The following is a 16,206-nucleotide window of genomic DNA, read 5'->3' on the forward strand; positions in this document are numbered from 1 at the left end:
GCGCGAGGACACCCTGGCGTCCGTGGGGGCTCGCACCGACCCCGTGCGAGGTCACTACCCGGCCGCCGGAGCCGCCCAGGCCCGCGTCAGCGCCGCCCACGTCTCCACCCCGGCACGCCCCGTCGGGGCCAGGCCGTCGCGTCGCTGGAACCCGACGACGGTGAGAGCCGTGGGGGTGTCGTACGTGCCGTCGACCGTGAGCGTGCGCTGCACCTGGAGGAGCTGCTGCAGCGCCCGGACCCGCGGGCCCTGGTCGCCCGGCGCCGCAGGAGCGGCGAGCGCGAGCCACGTGGTCCCGTCCACGGCGCCGGAGACCTCGAGCCCCTGCGCGGCCTGGAACTCCGCGACGGAACGGGAGGTCAGCTCGTCGTACACACCGCTGGGGCGCGGCCCCGCGTCGTTGGCGAAGAGCAGCCACTGGACCGCCGTCACCTGGGGCCCCGCGTCCCCGACGGCCACTCGGCCCCAGGTCGGCGGCGCCTCCGGCGTCGTCGACGCCTGCGGAGCCTCGGGGGTCTGCGGCGTCGGGGTGCCCGACGGTGCCTGCGGGCTCGGCGCGGAAGGGACGACCTGGACGGCCTGCTCGCGCGGCGCCACGACCCCCTCGCCCTCACCGCTCCGGGCGCTCGCCCACCAGGTCGCGGCCACCACCGGGGCGAGGAGCGCGAGCAGTGCCACGAGCACGCTGGGGAGCCGACGGGAGCGCTCGCCACGGGCCGGGCGGACAGGACCCCGGTCGTTGTCGTCGTCGCCTGCAGCCCCGACGCCGCCCTCACCGCCGATGCCGCCGGCCGCGCGTCCGGCCACGGTGACGCCGGGCACGGGCCCCCCGGCCGCAGCGGAGAAATTGGACGCTCCGGAGCCCCCATGGGCGGCACCGACCGGGGTCAGCGGCATCACGATGACCCGGGGCTCCTCGGTGGGCCTGCCCGATCGCGTCATCAGGTGCGCCTCGGGACGCCGCACAGGGTCCAGCGCCATGGCAGCGGCGTCCGCGAGGGCGCTCACGTCACGCGGTCGGTCTGCGGGGGACGCCGAGAGCCCGAGGGCCGCCACGGCCAGCAGACGCGATCTCTCGTCGGTGACCCGGGAGGGTCCGCGGAGGTCGTGGCTCGGCGCGACGCCGGTGACCATGAGGTGGAGGAGGGCAGCCACGGCGTACACGTCCGCAGCGGTCGTGGCCGCGTCGCCGGCCAGCAGCTCGGGGGCGACGTGGCCCTCGGCGACGGGCCAGCGACCGTGCACGGCGGACGACCCGGTCGCGTCCTCGACCTGAGACGCATCCTCGCCCATGGCCCGCACGGCTCGCGGGAGTGCGAGATCGAGCACCATCAGCCTCTCGGCGCCGCCCGTGCCCTCGATGCGCACGTTGTGGGGCGTCAGGGCACCGTGTGCGAGGCCGGCGCGATGGACGACCTCGAGGCAGGAGGCCAGCTGCGCGATGAGCGTGACCGCCTGCCGAGGGGTCCAGCGACCGGCACGGTTGACCCGACGCGCCAGCTCCTCGCCGCGGACCAGCGCGCTGACCGCCACGAGGTGGTCGCCGACCTCCGCGGCGTCGAGCACGGGCACGGCGTACGGGGGGTCCAGCCGCTGCAGGAGCCGTGTGCGGGCGGCGAGGTCGCGGACGGCGCGCACGTCGACAGCCGAGCGCGGAAGGACCTTGACCACGACGTCGCGTCCTGCGTCGAGCTGCCAGGCGCGCCACACCGCGGCGCCCGGACGCCACGACAGGCGCGCATCGATGCGACAGCCGAGCACGTGGTCCCCCGGCGAGGGAGGCAGCCGGCTGCCGGTCGACACGGTCACCTCGCTCCTGATCCTGAACGTCCTGCGGTTGCGACGGCCCATTCGACAGCACATGTCTAGTTACCGCAACGTGCCACTCACCCTTTCGGGTCATGGGCTGTAGTCCGAACGGTCCAGCCCGTGGGGACGGGCGGCACACTGGGGGAGACGGGCTCGGCGGGGAGGTGGACGTGCCACAGGACACATCGGACGGGGCGGAGGGTGCGGACGGACCCCGCCGCCTGCGCGGCGAGGGCGGCAGCGAGCGGGCCGAGCGTGTCCGCAGTGCCCGCACCGCCCAGCACCGGCGCTGGGCCGACCTGCAGGTGGACGAGGCCATGCGCCGCGGGGACTTCGACGGTCTCCGCGGCGCGGGACGGCCCCTGGACCTCGGGCAGGGCCGCGACCGCGACTGGTGGCTGCGGCGACTCGTCGAGCGAGAGCGCATCGAGGGACCCACCCACCCCGCGCTCGCCCTGCGCCTGGACGACGCCCGGCTCGACGACGCCCTGGACGCCGAGGGGTCCGCACGAGAGGTGCGCCACCGCGTCGAGGAGTTCAACGCCCGCATCCGCGAGGCGCGGCGGCAGCTGACCGGGGGGCCACCCGTCATCACACCGTTGCGCGACGTCGAGGTCGAGGTACGTCGCTGGCGCGAGCGTGCCGAGCACCGTCGTGAGGCCCAGCGCCGCGCTCGCGCGACGGAGCCGCCGCCTCCCGCGCGACGACGGCGGCTCGGCATCTTCGCCCGCCGCCGGGCGGGCGGGCGCGATGAGGACGGTGCGGCCCGGGCGTACACCGTGGGTGCCGTGGCCACGGTCGTCCTCGTCGCCGTGGCCGCCCTTGTCGTCGGGATGCTCGTCGTCCGGGGCCCGGCGGGGTCCGCCGCGACAGCTCCGTCAGCGTCCTCGGCGCCCGCGACGTCACCGGCTCCCGCCGACACCGGCGTACGCCCGGTCGACGGCGAGCGCCTCTCAGCCGACCGCTGCAGCACCGCGACGCAGGGCTTCCGTCCGACGTCCGTGTCGATCCCCGGCATCGCAGCGGACGCCGAGGTCGTCCACCCGGCCCGCGACGGCTCCGGCGTCCCGGGCACGCCCCCGCTCACCGCGGACGGCAAGGCTCAGATGGCCTTCGACGTGGAGAACGGCATCGCGCCGGGAGCGGCCGCGGGCAACGCTCTCTTCAACGCGCACACCTGGCCCGACGGCTCCGCGCTCGGCAACCGGCTGCTCGAGGGCCTCCGTGTCGGCGACCGGTTCGAGGTGCGCGGTACGCAGGGTCGCGTGCTCTGCTACCGACTCACCCGCCGGGTGCAGGTGCCGGCGACCGTGAGCGGCGCGCAGTACTACCGGCGCGACGGGGCTCCCCGCATGGCGATCGTCGTCTGCTCCGGCACCCGGACCGGCCCGGGACAGTGGTCGCACAGGACACTCTTCTTCGCAGCGCCGGTGCCGTAGCCGAACACCGGAAGTTACCGATCAGTAGGATCAGACTCACAGCCCCACTCGGCTGACCCGGCGTCGGGCCGGACCTAGTCTGAACCGACCCGTCCGGCCCCTCGTCGACCCGCACTCGCACCTGAGCGCGGCGCAAGGAGACCCATGACCACCTTCCAGACCATCGTGGCCGTTGCGACGCTTCTCTTCGCCGCGTTCGCGATCGCCTACACGACCCGGGCCGTGTCCCGCATGGTCGCCACCATCAAGCAGGGGCAGCCCGTCGTCGGGCGTACGGACAACCCCGGCGCGCGTTCGGTCACCATGCTCAAGGAGACCTTCCTCCACACCCGGATGGCGCAAGGCAAGTGGACCTGGATCGGTGTCATGCACTGGTTCGTCTACCTGGCGTTCATCGTGCTGTCCGCGGCCGTCGCCCAGGGCTTCGTGCAGCTGTTCAAGCCGGACTTCCTGTGGCCGGTGATCGGCCACTTCCTGCCCTTCGAGTGGCTGCAGGAGGCCCTCGGGGTGCTCGGCACGGTCGGCATCGTCTACCTCGCGGTCGTGCGGCAGCGCCACCACCCGCGGGACCAGGGGCGGGACAGCCGCTTCTTCGGCTCGGTGCAGTGGCAGGCGTACTTCGTCGAGGCGTTCGTGCTCGTCGAGAGCTCGCTGATCCTGTTCATCCGCGGCGCGGAGTACAACCTCGGCCAGGCCGAGGGCGAGACCGAGCTCTACAGCCGCCTGCACTTCCCCGTCTCCTCGTTCTTCGGCGACGTGCTGTTCGCCTCGGGACCGGACGCGGTCGGCACTCTCGAGACGACGATCGTGCTCATCGCCGCGCTCAAGGTCGGCCTCGCGATGGTCTGGCTGATCGTGATCTCCACCTGGCTGACCATGGGCGTCGCCTGGCACCGCTTCACCGCCTGGCCGAACATCTGGTTCAAGCGCGAGTCCGACGGCTCCACCGCGCTCGGCGGCCTGCAGCCCATGATGGCGAACGGCAAGCCCATCGACTTCGAGGACATGGACTCCATCGACGAGGACACGGCGCTCGGGGTCGGCAAGGTCGAGGACTTCACCTGGAAGGACATCCTCGACTTCACCACCTGCACCTCGTGCGGCCGCTGCCAGGACCAGTGCCCGGCGTGGAACACCGAGAAGCCGCTGTCCCCCAAGCTGCTGATCACGCGCCTGCGCGACCACGCCTACGCCAAGGCCCAGCAGGGTGCGGACCAGCGCGAGGACAACACCGGCGTCGCCCTGCTCGAGGCCGACCGCCCGCTCGTCGGTGAGACCGAGGGCTGGGCCTGGGAGCCCACTGGCGGCGCGGTCATCGACGACGACGTGCTGTGGAACTGCACGACCTGCGGTGCCTGCGTCCAGCAGTGCCCGGTCGACATCGAGCACGTCGACCACATCATGGACATGCGCCGCTACCAGGTCCTGGTCGAGTCGAACTTCCCCGCCGAGCTCAACGGACTGTTCAAGGGCCTGGAGAACAAGGGCAACCCGTGGAACATGTCGCCCAACGCACGCCTGGAGTGGGCGCAGGGTCTGGAGTTCCCGGTCAAGGTCGTCGGCGAGGACGTCACCGACCTCGACGAGGTCGAGTGGCTCTTCTGGGTCGGCTGCGCCGGCGCGTACGAGGACCGCGCGAAGAAGACCACCCGCGCGGTGGCCGAGCTGCTGCACACCGCCGGCGTCGAGTTCGCGGTGCTGGGCAACGGCGAGACCTGCACGGGCGACCCGGCTCGTCGAGCCGGCAACGAGTTCGTCTTCCAGGGTCTCGCCGGACAGAACGTCGCGACGCTCACCGAGGCCAAGGCCAAGAAGGTCGTCTCGACCTGCGCGCACTGCTTCAACACGCTGAAGAACGAGTACGGCCAGCTGGGCATCGAGCTCGAGGTCGTGCACCACACGCAGCTGCTGAACCGTCTGGTGCGTGAGGGCAAGCTGACGCCGGTCAAGGCGAGCGGCGGGCAGAAGCGCACGATCACGTACCACGACCCCTGCTACGTCGGCCGTCACAACCAGGTCTACGACCCGCCGCGCGAGCTGCTGACCGTCATCCCCGACGCGGACTTCAAGGAGATGGACCGGTCCCGGGAGCGTTCCTTCTGCTGCGGCGCCGGCGGCGCGCGCATGTGGATGGAGGAGAACATCGGCGAGCGGATCAACATGAACCGCACGACCGAGGCCGTCGGCACCGGCGCGGACCAGATCGCCGTCGGGTGTCCGTTCTGTCGCGTCATGCTCTCCGACGGCCTGACGATGAAGCAGTCGAAGGGCGAGGCGCGCGAGTCGGTCGAGGTGCTCGACGTCGCGCAGATGCTGCTGGCATCGGTGAAGGGTGAGGCGTACGCCCCGGCCGTTCCCGCCGGCACCGGCGGCACGACCGGCAAGGCTGCTGCGAAGGCCGCTCCCGCCGAGGGCGACGACGCGACCAAGAGCAGCCCGGAGGCCGGTGACGCGACCCAGACCGAGCACACCGTGACCGACCAGCAGGACTACGGCAAGAACCCGCAGTCCGGGTCCGGGTCCTCGCTCTTCTCCGACGCCGAGGAGAAGAAGCCGGCCTCGACCTCGGGTGCCTCCGCGGGATCGCTCTTCGGTGACTCGGGCGCCGGTGACGCCGGCACGCCGTCGAAGCCGACGGAGTCCACCTCGCTGTTCGGGGACTCCGCCGCCGGTGAGACCGAGGGCTCGACGACGAAGGCCGGGGAGAGTGGCAGCTCGCTGTTCGACGCGCCTGCCTCGAAGCCTGCCTCGGAGCCGGCTTCGGAGCCGGCCGAGGAGCCCGCCGCGGCGGCGAAGCCGGCGAGCGGAGGGGGTTCGCTGTTCGACACCCCCGCCAGCGACGAGCCCGAGGCAGCACCTGCCACGGAGCCGAAGGCGGAGGGCGAGGCCGGCAAGGCCGAGGACGAGGCGGCGCAGCGTCCTGCGACCGGAGGCGGTTCGCTCTTCGACATCGGTTCCTCGGAGCCGGAGCCGGAGCCCGCGGCTGCACCGGAGGCGACGGCCGACCACGCGCCGGAGCCCGAGCCCGAGCCGCAGCCCGAGCCGCAGCCGAGTGCTTCCACGGCCACGAGCGGCGGCGGGTCCCTGTTCGACATCGCGAGCCCGGAGCCCGCGGCCGAACCGGAGCCGGAGCCCGAGCCCGAGCCCGAGCCCGAGCCCGAGCCCGAGCCCGAGCCGCAGCCGGAGGCGTCGACGGACCAGCCGACGGCCGAGGAGCACGAGCCCAAGAAGGGCGGCATCTCCGAGGGCGGGTCGCTCTTCGACCTCTGACTCGCGTCACACACACCACGGCCCGGTCCCCACCTGTGGGGGCCGGGCCGTGGTGCGTGCGCACGGGGTCCCGGGTGCATCTCGTCCACCCGAAAGGGGCGACAACGAGACCGGTCTGGCCTACCGTCCTCCCAACGTCGACCGCCGTCGGTGAGGTCGACCCGTCACCTCGGAGGTCCACGTGACACGGAGCCCCCAGACGCGACCCCGACTGCGCGGTGCTCTGCTCGGAGCCCTCTCGGTGACCCTCCTCGGCACGGCGCTGACGCCGTCGGCGGTCCAGGCCCACGACGAGCACGGCGCCTCGGGCGGCACCGCGGGGAGCGAGGCGACGTACGAGATGAAGAACGCGCTCTCCCGCGCCGGGGTGCTCGACGAGACGGCGTACGACCCGACCTCACCGGAGGACTCCCGCCGCGCCCGGGCCGCCGCAGCCGCGATGCGCCGGGAGCCGACGCCGCAGCTGCGCACCGTGCCGCTGCGGGAGAAGCGGACCGCGCGACCGCAGACGCGGTACGCGATGGCCGGAGGCTGCTACGTGCTGCGATCGGTGGCGAACGGGCGCTGGGTCAGGCAACGAGGAGACGCCTACGCCGCCGACCGGCCCCGACGCGGTCAGGCCTCGCCGCTGCGCTTCCAGGCCACCGATCTCGGGCAGTACCTGCTCTTCACCGCCGACCGCGACTTCCTCGCCGCCGACGGCGCACGCGTCCGCGTGCAGGACCGTCCGGCGCCCACGGCGGACTTCACCGTGCGCAAGAAGGGCCGCGCCTTCACCTTCACCAGCGCGCGTGGACGGTCGCTGGGCACCCGGGGCACCGGCGTCGTCGCCGGGTCCCGCCCCGGCCGTTTCACCCTGCACCGCGCCATCGGCTGCGCACGCTTCCCCGAGGCGCAGGTCAACGTCTCGGGGCGCCCGTTCGCCGGCGAGACGTCGTTCCAGCAGGTCACCGGTCTCACCGACGCGCACACCCACGGCATGGCGTACGAGTTCCTCGGCGGCGAGGCGCACTGCGGCCGCCCGTGGCACCCCTACGGCGTCACGTACGCGCTGGTCGACTGCGAGGACCACACGCTGACCGGCGGCTACGGCGCCGCCCTGGAGCTGCTGCTCTCCGGCGAACCGCACGACCCCGTCGGCTGGCCGACCTTCGAGGACTGGCCGGCCCCGAACTCGCTGACCCACGAGGGCACCTACTACAAGTGGATGGAGCGCGCCTGGCGCGGCGGTCTGCGGGTCTTCACGAACCTGCTGGTGGAGAACAACCAGCTCTGCATGCTCTACCCGCTCAAGCGCAACTCCTGCGACGACATGGACTCCGTGCGGCTGCAGGCGCGCCGGATGTACGAGTTCGAGCGCTACATCGACGCGCAGTGGGGCGGCCCGGGCAAGGGCTGGTACCGCATCGTGAAGAACCCGTTCCAGGCCCGACGCGTCATCAACGCCGGCAAGCTCGCGGTGATCATGGGCATCGAGACCTCGATCCCGTTCGACTGCACCGTCAAGCTCGGCGTCCCCCAGTGCTCCCGCGACGACATCGACGACGGCCTCGCCGAGGTGCGCCGCATGGGCGTACGCCAGATGGAGCTGGTCAACAAGTTCGACAACGCGCTCTCCGGTGTCGCGGGCGACGCCGCCGAGACCGGGGTGGCCGTCAACGCGGCGAACTTCCTGGAGACCGGGTCCTTCTGGGCGATGCGCCGCTGCGAGGACGAGGCCGCTGCCGAGGCCGGGGTCACCGACCGCGAGCAGGCCGCACTGCCGGCGGCACCCCAGGGGGAGCTCGCCCAGCAGCAGGACGCCCTCTTCGGCGCCGTCGCCGCCGTCACCGGGGCGCTGCAGCCGGTGCCGCTCTACCCGCCGGGACCGCACTGCAACGCCCGCGGCCTGACGCCCCTGGGCGACCACCTGATCCGCGAGCTCGCCGACCGCAGGATGCTCTTCGACCCCGACCACATGAGCGTGGCGGCGCGCAAGGAGGCCCTGGACCTCATCGAGCGCCTGGACTACCCGGGCATCCTGTCCAGCCACTCGTGGTCGACGCCGGACGCGTACCCCCGGATCCTGGAGATGGGCGGCTTCATCTCGCCGTACGCGGGCGACTCCGCCGGGTTCGTCGACAAGTGGCGGGCCCACCTGGACTGGGTGGACGAGCGGTACCTCTTCGGGCTCGGGTACGGCGCCGACATCAACGGTCTCGGCGCGCAGGGCGACCCGCGCGGAGCGGACGCACCGAACCCGGTGACGTACCCCTTCACGGCCCTGGGCGGCAGCACCGTGCGCAAGCAGCGCTCCGGCAAGCGCGTCTACGACATCAACGTCGACGGGGTCGCGCACTACGGCCTGTACCCGGACTGGATCGAGGACCTGCGCCGGCAGGCCGGCGGCGACATCGTCGCCGACATGGCCCGGGGCGCCGAGGCGTACCTGCAGACCTGGGAGCGTGCGGTCGGGGTCAGCCCCGACGCCTGCCGCGACGACTCGGTGCGCAAGCCCGTCCGCGTGCTCGACGGGCTCCGCCGCGGCACCCGGGTCGAGGCCGTGCTGCGCCGCGCCGGGCAGCCGCACACGCGTCTCGGGTCGGCGTTCGGCTACTGCGCCCGCGACGCCGCCGGCCGCACCGTCGAACGCACGGTCACCTTCGACCGCCGGGGCCGGGTCACGGGCGTACGCCGCGCCTGAGGCTGCCCGGCACCCACGCTCGGTAAAGGCTTCTCCCCCGAGGCGAAGAATCGGACATTCGCCCCGCGCCAGGGGCGGCTGCGTGAGAACGTCCGAGCGTGCCACCGATCCGCCGCTACCGCGCGACCCCCGTGCCGTCGCCGGCGGACCTGCACCTGCTGCGCCGGTTCAGCTTCGGCTACACCCCTGCCCTGCGCGCCGAGGCCGCCGCCGCGGGCGGGGCCCGGTCCTGGTTCGAGCAGCAGCTCGCCCCCTCCCGGATCTCCGACCCCCGCGGGCAGGCCGTCGACGGCTGGTTCCCCCTGCTGGCGCACAGCCCGCGCACGGCGTTCGAGAACCAGAAGTCCGGCCGCGTGCACCGCAACCACTACACCTGGTCGATCGCCCGTCGCGCCCTGCTGCGGCAGACGTACTCCTCGCGCCAGGTGCACGAGGTGATGACGGAGTTCTGGCTCAACCATCTCCACGTGTACGCCCAGGCCTCCCCGGCCTGGCCGTTCCGGCCCGGCTACGACGAGGTCGTACGCCACCACGCGCTCGGGCGCTTCACCGACCTGCTCGCCGCGGCCGTCACGCACCCCGCGATGCTGCGGTACCTCGACGCCGACTCCTCGGTCGCCGGCGAGATCAACGAGAACCTCGGCCGGGAGCTGCTCGAGCTGCACACGCTGGGGCGGGAGTCCGGCTACAGCGAGGTCGACGTACGCAACGCGGCGAAGGTGCTCACCGGCCTCGGCGTCGACCGCATCACCCTCCAGCCGGTCTGGAACGAGCGCGACCACGAGCGCGGCCTGCTGTCGGTGCTGGGCATCTCCGTGCCCAACCTGCTCGGCAGCGGCCGTGACGCCATCGCCGACCTCCTCGCCCGACTGGCCGTGCACCCGGCGACCGCACGGCGCATCGCGACCAAGCTCGCGGTGCGGTTCGTCGCCGACGACCCGCCGGCCGCACTGGTGGACCGGGTGGCCGAGGCGTTCCTGTCCTCCGGCACCTCGATCCCCGCGACGCTGCGCGCGCTGGTCGACGACCCGCTGTTCCGTGCGGCGGCGCAACCGAAGGTGCGTACGCCCATGGAGGACGTCGTGGCCACCCTCCGCGCGCTCGAGGTGACGGTCGGTCGCCCCGGGGACCCCGGTGACGGCGCGGCCGCGGCGAACGCCGTGCTGTGGCTCACCACGTCTGTCGGCCAGAGGCCGTGGCACTGGGTGACCCCCGACGGGTTCCCCGACCGCTCCGAGGCCTGGGCGTCGGCGTCACGGATGCTCGCGTCGTTCCGCGTGCACCACAACCTGGCCGGCGGCTACTACCCCCGCGAGCGCGTCACCTACCGGCCCGCCGGCTCCCGGCTGCCCCGACGACGGATGCGCTTCGACACCCTGACCGACCACCTCAGCCGCACGCTCCGGGGACGCCCCGTGGACGCGCGTACGCTCGCCGCGGCCTGCCGCTACCTCGAGGTCTCGCCCGGCACGGTGATCACCCGCTCGCACCCCGTGGTGCGCTGGCGGATGCCGTGGCTGCTGGCCCTGCTGCTGGACTCACCGGAGCACATGACGCGATGACCGCACCTGACACGGACCACGGAGTCGAGGCACCCTGCTGCACCGAGGGCGCCGCACTCACCCGCCGCGGGCTGCTCCAGGGCATCGGCGGCGGGCTCGCCGCGACCACGATGTTCGGCTCCACCGCGCTCGGGGTGCTCGGCGGCCCCGCGTACGCCGCCCCGACCCTGCCCGGGGCCCTGCCCGCCGCGGCGGGGACCCCGCAGAACGTCGTCGTCGTGCTGTCGCTGTCCGGCGGCGCGGACATGCTGAGCCTCGTCGTGCCGCACGGCGACCCCGGCTACTACCGGGCGCGGTCCTCGATCGCGGTGCCGCGCGGCGCCCTGTGGGCCCAGGACGGCTTCTTCGGCCTCCACCCGGCGCTGCGACCGCTGCAGCCGTGGTGGGAGACCCGCCGGCTCGCGGTGGTCACCGGCACCGGACTCCCCGTGCCGAACCGCTCGCACTTCGCGGCGCTGGAGGAGCTCGAGGACGCCGGCCCCGGCGACGCGCTGCGCGCCGGCTGGCTGAACCGGGCACTCGGTGCCGTCGCCGGGGAGGACCCGCAGCAGGGCGTGCACGTGGGGTCCGGGATGCTGCCGACCGCGCTCGCCGGGCCGACCCCGACGCTCGCGGTGGCCGAGCTCGACGCCACCGAGCTGAACGGGCCCATGGGCTCGCACCGGCGGGACCGGGCCGCGGCACTGCGTCGCATGTGGGGCGGCACGCAGGGACCGCTGGGCGACTCGGCCCGCAAGGCCCTGACCGTCGCCGCGGACCTCAGGCCGGTGGTGGGCTCGCCGTACGCGCCGTCCAACGGCGCCCGCTACCCCGCCACCGACCTCGGTGACGCCCTGAAGGACGCCGCACGGCTGATCCGATCGGGCAGCGGCGTCCGCGCGATCACCGTCGACCACGGCTCGTGGGACATGCACGCCTACCTCGGCGACGTCGACGACCCGCGCGACCGCTCCATGCGCACCATGGCCACCGGTCTGGCGCAGGGGCTGGCGGCCTTCTGCACCGACCTCGGATCGCTGCTCGGCTCGCACGTCACGGTCGTGACGGTCTCGGAGTTCGGCCGCCGTGTCGTGGAGAACGGGTCCGGCGGGCTGGACCACGGGTGGGGGTCGGCGATGCTGCTGCTCGGAGCCGGCGTACGCGGGGGTCGCTACCTGGGCCGGTGGCCCGGCCTGGACGCCGCGTCCCTGCGCGAGGGCGACCTCGCCGTGACCACGGACTACCGCTCGGTGCTGGCCGAGGTGGTCACGCGACGGCTGGGAGTCTCCTCGGCCGCCGCCTTCCCGGGGTTCACCCCGCAGGGCGTCGGCGCCGTCGTCTGAGCCGCCGCGGTGAGGTGACCGCCGCCACGGCTCGGCGTACGCTCGGCTGCCATGAGCACCTCCACCAAGCGCCCCGCGTTCGACCGCGACGACCCGGCCGGCATCGACGAGCAGCTGAGCGTCGAGGAGATCGCCGTGCGCGACTCCGTACGCCAGCTCGTCGCCCCGTGGCGCGAGGAGGTCGGCCAGTGGTTCGAGGACGGCGAGGTGCCGGACCCGCGCGGCATGATGAAGCAGTGCGGCGAGCTCGGTCTCCTCGGCATGCACCTGGAGGGGTACGGCTGCGCCGGCATGAGCGCCGTCGACTACGGCCTGGCCTGCCTCGAACTCGAGGCGTGCGACTCCGCGGTGCGGTCGATGGTCTCGGTGCAGGGGTCGCTGTCGATGTACGCCATCTGGGCGTTCGGCACGGAGGAGCAGAAGCAGGAGTGGCTCCCGCGCATGGCCGCCGGCGACGCGATCGGCTGCTTCGGTCTCACCGAGCCCGACCACGGGTCGGACCCGAGCAACATGCGTACGCGCGCCAAGCGCGACGGTGCCGGTGAGGACGCCGACTGGATCCTCGACGGTCGCAAGATGTGGATCTCCAACGGCTCGATCGCCGACGTGGCCGTGGTCTGGGCGCAGACCGAGGAGGGCATCCGCGGGTTCGTCGTGCCCACCGAGTCCGAGGGCTTCAGCGCGCCGGAGATTAAGCACAAGATGTCGCTGCGCGCCTCGATCACCTCGGAACTGGTGATGGACGGCGTACGCCTCCCCGCCTCGGCGGTGCTGCCCGAGGTCACCGGGCTGAAGGGGCCGCTGTCGTGCCTGACCGAGGCGCGCTACGGCATCATCTGGGGGTCATTGGGCGCCGCGCGCGACTCGCTGTACGCCGCGCTGGACTACGCGGGCCAGCGGGTGCAGTTCGACAAGCCGATCGCGGCCTACCAGCTGACCCAGCAGAAGTTCGCGGACATGACGCTCGAGCTCGTGAAGGGGCAGCTGCTCGCGCTGCACCTGGGCCGCTCGAAGGACAAGGGGCTCATCCGTCCCGAGCACGTCAGCATCGGCAAGCTCAACAACATCCGCGAGGCCATCGAGATCTGCCGCACCTCCCGCACGATCCTGGGCGCGAACGGCATCTCGCTGGAGTACCCGGTCATCCGGCACGCCAACAATCTCGAGTCGGTGCTGACCTACGAGGGCACCGTCGAGATGCACACGCTCGTGCTCGGGCAGGCCCTCACCGGGCACGCCGCCTTCCGCTGAGCGGCCTCGGGTCGCGTGCGTGAACCTCTCGACGCGCCACAGCGCGTCCTGGGGTTCACGCACCGCGGCGCGCGGTGCTCAGTCGATGCGGGTGCGGTGGAAGTTCGCGTACGACCGGCTCGCCGTCGGGCCGCGCTGACCCTGGTAGCGGGACCCGTACTTCTCCGAGCCGTACGGGTGCGTCGCCGGGCTGGAGAGCCGGAAGAAGCACATCTGCCCGATCTTCATGCCGGGGTAGAGCGTGATCGGCAGGTTCGCGACGTTCGCGAGTTCGAGCGTCACGTGACCCGAGAAGCCGGGGTCGATGAAGCCTGCGGTCGAGTGCGTCAGCAGCCCGAGCCGTCCCAGGGAGCTCTTGCCCTCCAGACGCGCGGCCACGTCGTCGGGCAGCGTGACGACCTCGTACGTCGACCCGAGCACGAACTCGCCCGGGTGCAGGATGAACGGCTCGTCGCCCTCGGGCTCCACCTCGCGCGTCAGCTCCGGCTGCGCGATGGACGGGTCGATGTGGGGGTAGCGATGGTTCTCGAACGTGCGGAAGAAGCGGTCCAGCCGCACGTCGATGCTCGACGGCTGCACCATCTCGGGGTCCCAGGGGTCCAGGGCCACACGCCCGGCGTCGATCTCGGCGTGGATGTCACGGTCGGAGAGCAGCACGGCGTGAGGCTACCCCGCGCCCTCGCTCAGCCCGGCGTACGCCGTCGGTTAGAGTCGGGGCGCAGTCCCGCGGATGTAGTTCAATGGCAGAACATCAGCTTCCCAAGCTGAGAATGCGAGTTCGATTCTCGTCATCCGCTCCACCACACGGTGACCTCAGTCCAACGTGACGGGCGCCGCGTCGTACGCCCCGCCCGAGGTATCTCGTGGTTCCTCGGCAGCCGAACGCCGGCGCTCGTCACCGATCTCCGGCAGCAGCACGATGACGCCGAGCACAGGCAGCAGGGCGAGGAGCCCGAGGGCCACCGGCACGCCCAGGGCGTCGCCGACGCCACCGACCACGGCGGCACCGATCGAGCCGCCCAACAGGAAGCACAGCGTGGCCACACCGAGCGCGACCCCGCGGACCGGGGCTCGGACGGCATCGGAGACCGCCGCCGAGAGGCTCGGCTGCCCGACGCCGAAGGCGACGGTGGTGAAGAGAACCGTGCCGACCAGGAGCGGCAGCCGCAGCCACGGGCTCTCGATGGCCGTGCCGAGCGCGGCGAGTGCCATCGCCCCCGCGGAGACCACGGCCGCGCCCACCAGCACCTTCGTCGCGCCGACGCGGGCGAGCACGCGGCCGACGTACTGCGGGATGAGCAGCGCCAGCGCCGCCGAGGGCAGCAGCAGGAGCCCGACGTGCCAGGTCTCCCACCCCTCGCCGACCAGCACGGCCGGCACGCCGACGAGCAGCGCGAACCACGAGGCAGGGATCGCCGACGCGGCGAGGGCGCTGCGTACGACGGTCCTGTTGGTCGCGACCTCCTCCGGCAGGAACCCCATCGGGTGCCGCTTCACCCACGCGACCACGGCCGGCACACCGAGCGCCAGGAGCGCGACGCCCACGCCGGCCAGCAACAGGCCCGACGCGGGCGACTGGAGCAGCAGCACGACACCACCGGTGGCCGCCATCACGAGCAGCGCGCCGGGGATGTCGAGGTGGGCCCCGGTGCCTTCGTCGGTCAGCGCGTGCCAGATGAACGGCAGCACCAGCAGGCCGAGCACCGGCAGCGCCATCACGGCGCGCCACCCGAAGGCGGACTCGACGGTGCCGCCGACGAGCGGTCCGAGGCAGCTCACCGCAGCCGCCGCGCCGGCGAGGCGGGCGAGCGCGTTGCCGCGTACGTCGCCGTCGTAGCGCGCCGAGAGCGCCGCGACACCCAGGGTCGGGATGGCGGCCGCGCCGAATCCCTGCATGCCGCGCGCGGCGATGAGCACGGCGAGGTTCGGCGCGAGCGCCGCGCCCAGGGCGCCCAGGACCATCAGGGCGAGACCGACGGCCAGGGGCCAACGCACCCCGACGAGGTCGGAGATGCGTCCGTACACGGCCGTGGTGATCGCCAGCATCAGGGTGTAGAGGCTGATCGTCCAGGTCGCGACGCCGACGGAGGTGCCGAGGTCCTCGGCCATGACGGGCAGCACGACCGCTGCCGAGGAGGATCCCATGCCGGCCAGCCCGAAGAGCAGCCCCATGAGCAGGCTGACCCGCTTCGCGTCTGACGTCACCGGGGGTCAACAGTCCGGGCGGGGTGGTTGTTCCCGGCATCGGTCGTCTTCGTACGCCACGCCAGCCACGACCCCGCGACCAGCGCCCCGAGGGAGCCGAGCACCTCGTCGCCGAGCGTGTCCTCGTACGCCCCGTCGAGCTCGGTGCCGCCGCGGATGAAGGCGTAGTACTCCCCGATCTCCCACCCGATCGCGAGCAGCGCCCCGAGACCCGTGACGAGGGCGACCTGCACCCATCGGGGTCGCACGTCGCGAGCGACCAGCAGCCCGATGCCCGCGAGCAGCAGCGCCCAGTTGACGAGGTGGTTGGCGTCGTCCCACCACGAGACCGCGTCGTAGAGGTCGAGCGTGTTGCCCGTGACGTCGACGAGGAACGGCGCCATGACCAGCCCGAACGCGAGCCAGGGCACGGGGCGCGCCCCGCCGGCGCCGCGCCGTCCGCGGAACACCCACCACAGCACCGGGGCGACGAGCATCATCAGCGGGTAGAGCACCAGCCGCGACCCGAACGCCTTGCCCTCGAACTGAGGCAGGTCCACGAAGACCGCCGCGGCCAGCTGCAGCACGGTTAGCACCCAGACGGCAGCGACCACGGGAGGGCCCGAACGGGAGGCGGTCATGAGCGGATCGTGCCACCCGCGGGCAGCGGGTAGGGGGTGGTCGTG

10 protein-coding genes and 1 tRNA gene are annotated in these 16,206 nt (G+C 72.9%); 7 read left to right on the forward strand and 4 right to left on the reverse strand.

Going from position 1 to position 16,206, the window contains the following annotated elements:
• Nucleotides 1-54: 54 nt before the first annotated feature.
• Nucleotides 55-1,809 carry a peptidoglycan-binding protein gene (locus tag KLP28_05675; protein ID QWC86192.1) on the reverse strand — a complete coding sequence of 585 codons (1,755 nt, stop codon included), beginning with the start codon at nucleotides 1,807-1,809 and terminating at the stop codon, nucleotides 55-57.
• A gap of 92 nt (nucleotides 1,810-1,901) precedes the next feature.
• Between KLP28_05675 and KLP28_05680 the strand changes: the two genes are divergently transcribed.
• The 6 genes from KLP28_05680 (at nucleotide 1,902) to KLP28_05705 (ending at nucleotide 13,336) form a co-directional block, all read left to right on the forward strand.
• On the forward strand, nucleotides 1,902-3,248 hold the full coding sequence (locus tag KLP28_05680) for a DUF1992 domain-containing protein (GenBank protein ID QWC86193.1): 1,347 nt from the start codon (nucleotides 1,902-1,904) through the stop codon (nucleotides 3,246-3,248).
• Between the two features lie 144 nt (nucleotides 3,249-3,392).
• The gene (locus KLP28_05685) at nucleotides 3,393-6,518 is read left to right on the forward strand and encodes a 4Fe-4S dicluster domain-containing protein (protein QWC86194.1); all 3,126 of its coding nucleotides are present in this window, start codon (nucleotides 3,393-3,395) and stop codon (nucleotides 6,516-6,518) included.
• Nucleotides 6,519-6,699: 181 nt separating this feature from the next.
• Complete coding sequence (locus KLP28_05690) at nucleotides 6,700-9,201, forward strand: hypothetical protein (GenBank protein ID QWC86195.1); 2,502 nt, start codon at nucleotides 6,700-6,702, stop codon at nucleotides 9,199-9,201.
• Between the two features lie 98 nt (nucleotides 9,202-9,299).
• The gene (locus tag KLP28_05695; protein QWC86196.1) at nucleotides 9,300-10,763 is read left to right on the forward strand and encodes a DUF1800 domain-containing protein; all 1,464 of its coding nucleotides are present in this window, start codon (nucleotides 9,300-9,302) and stop codon (nucleotides 10,761-10,763) included.
• Nucleotides 10,760-12,085 carry a DUF1501 domain-containing protein gene (locus KLP28_05700; protein ID QWC86197.1) on the forward strand — a complete coding sequence of 442 codons (1,326 nt, stop codon included), beginning with the start codon at nucleotides 10,760-10,762 and terminating at the stop codon, nucleotides 12,083-12,085. Before KLP28_05695 ends, KLP28_05700 begins: the two co-directional genes overlap by 4 nt.
• Before the next feature lie 51 nt (nucleotides 12,086-12,136).
• Nucleotides 12,137-13,336: an acyl-CoA dehydrogenase family protein gene (locus tag KLP28_05705; protein ID QWC86198.1), complete on the forward strand. Its 1,200-nt coding sequence runs from the start codon at nucleotides 12,137-12,139 to the stop codon at nucleotides 13,334-13,336.
• Nucleotides 13,337-13,414: 78 nt separating this feature from the next.
• On the opposite strand, the gene KLP28_05710 is transcribed toward KLP28_05705, so the two are convergent.
• Nucleotides 13,415-13,993, reverse strand: a complete 579-nt coding sequence (locus KLP28_05710; GenBank protein ID QWC86199.1) for a dCTP deaminase — start codon at nucleotides 13,991-13,993, stop codon at nucleotides 13,415-13,417.
• Between the two features lie 69 nt (nucleotides 13,994-14,062).
• On the opposite strand from KLP28_05710, the gene KLP28_05715 reads away from it, so the two are divergent.
• A tRNA-Gly gene (locus KLP28_05715) sits at nucleotides 14,063-14,136 on the forward strand.
• 13 nt (nucleotides 14,137-14,149) lie between these two features.
• Here KLP28_05715 and KLP28_05720 read toward each other — a convergent pair.
• The gene (locus tag KLP28_05720; protein QWC86200.1) at nucleotides 14,150-15,541 is read right to left on the reverse strand and encodes an MFS transporter; all 1,392 of its coding nucleotides are present in this window, start codon (nucleotides 15,539-15,541) and stop codon (nucleotides 14,150-14,152) included.
• The gene (locus tag KLP28_05725; protein ID QWC86201.1) at nucleotides 15,538-16,161 is read right to left on the reverse strand and encodes a hypothetical protein; all 624 of its coding nucleotides are present in this window, start codon (nucleotides 16,159-16,161) and stop codon (nucleotides 15,538-15,540) included. Before KLP28_05725 ends, KLP28_05720 begins: the two co-directional genes overlap by 4 nt.
• Nucleotides 16,162-16,206: the final 45 nt, after the last annotated feature.

This window comes from Nocardioidaceae bacterium (assembly GCA_018672315.1).
Taxonomy (GTDB): Bacteria; Actinomycetota; Actinomycetes; order Propionibacteriales; family Nocardioidaceae; genus TYQ2.